3 protein-coding genes are annotated in these 1,342 nt (G+C 66.2%); 1 reads left to right on the forward strand and 2 read right to left on the reverse strand.

What is annotated here, in order from left to right:
• Nucleotides 1-253 (reverse strand): AMP-binding protein (locus ACWGPE_RS18840; protein ID WP_452049287.1); only part of this gene is annotated, 253 nt, incomplete at its 3' end.
• Nucleotides 254-298: 45 nt separating this feature from the next.
• Entirely contained in the window at nt 299-1,111 is an 813-nt protein-coding gene (locus ACWGPE_RS18845) for a DUF899 domain-containing protein (RefSeq protein ID WP_452049288.1), read from the reverse strand.
• Between the two features lie 61 nt (nt 1,112-1,172).
• On the opposite strand from ACWGPE_RS18845, the gene ACWGPE_RS18850 reads away from it, so the two are divergent.
• Nucleotides 1,173-1,342, forward strand: a 170-nt coding sequence (locus ACWGPE_RS18850; protein ID WP_452049289.1) for a helix-turn-helix domain-containing protein, incomplete at its 3' end; no start/stop codon positions are given.

Genomic DNA, 1,342 nt, shown 5'->3' on the forward strand with positions numbered 1-1,342 from the left:
GTACGGCCACCGCCCCGATCCGCGACACCGCGAGCCACCAGGTCACCCACTCGGCGCCGTTGGGGAAGAACAGGCCGACGCGACTGCCCTTGCCGATCCCTTGGTGCAGTAGCCACCGCGCCAGCCGTGCGGACCGCCGGTCGGCGTCGAGGTAGGTCAGCCGTTCGGTGGGGGTGACCAGGTAGACCGACTCACCGAACTCGGAGACACTGTGCCGCAGCAGAGCGGGGACGGTCAGCGGGGATTGCGTCACCCACCCATCTTCTCCAATGAGTGCCGCGGGTCTGTCCGCGGTGGGTCAGTTGCCTCCACAGGCGGCGCAGCCATCACGCGGCGGGCGTGGATCGTGGGGGTCGTCGGGGTTCGGCTCACCGAACCACCGCGACGGCTCATGCTCGCCGTAGGTGTCGTGCCAGGACCACCACTCGTAGGGCTTGGTCTGCGGGTAGCCCGGCGGTGAGTCCTCCCAGCTCTCCTGGCGGCCGAGCGCGGTCATGTCCAGGAGGTTCCAGGTGTTGACGAACGCCTCGTCGCCCCGGTCGTTGATGAAGTAGGTGCGGAAGACCTGGTCACCGTCACGAATGAACGCATTGGTGCCATGCCATTGATCGACGCCGAAGTCCACGTCGAACTCTGCGCCGTCGCGGGGAACCATGGTGTACCAGGGGTGGCTCCAGCCCATACGTGCCTTGATCCGGGCGATGTCGGCCTGCGACCCGCGGGACGCGTAGACGAATGTGGTGTCGCGGGCATTGAGATGGGCCAGGTTGCCGATGTGGTCGGCCATCAACGAACAGCCGACACAACCGTGCTCCGGCCAGTCGTCCACACCGGGATCCAGGAAGGCGCGGTACACGATCAGCTGCCGACGCCCGGCGAAAAGGTCGAGCAGGGTGGCGCGGCCGTCGGGGCCTTCGAACTCGTAGTCCTTGTGCACCGGTGTCCACGGCATGCGCCGGCGCAGCGCCGCGAGCCGGTCGCGTGCCCGGGTGAATTCTTTTTCCTTGACCAGCATTTCGTCGAGCGCGGCCTGCCATTCCGCTGCCGGCACGATCGGTGGATTCTTCACGGTGACTCCCGTCGTCGGTCCCTTGCGGTGCTCATCCAACATTCAACAAATCAGTTGAATAACTTCCTCGAGGGAACCACGACCCGCGGCTATAGTCAACAAGGTGGTTGAAGATCAAGTTCTGGACCGCGCATATTCGGCCCTGGCCGATCCGACCCGGCGGCGGCTGCTGGAGGCTCTGCGGGAAGGCGACGCCCGCATCAGCGACCTGGCCGCCCCGTTGCCCATGACCTTCGCCGGCGTCTCGCGCCATATCGGCGTTCTCGAAGCCGC

The sequence above is a fragment of the Agromyces sp. NPDC055658 genome (assembly GCF_053618155.1).

Bases quoted from the DNA above. Each gene is read 5' to 3' on its own strand.
- ACWGPE_RS18845 (WP_452049288.1), bottom strand. From the start codon at position 1,111: ATGTTGGATGAGCACCGCAAGGGACCGACGACGGGAGTCACCGTGAAG.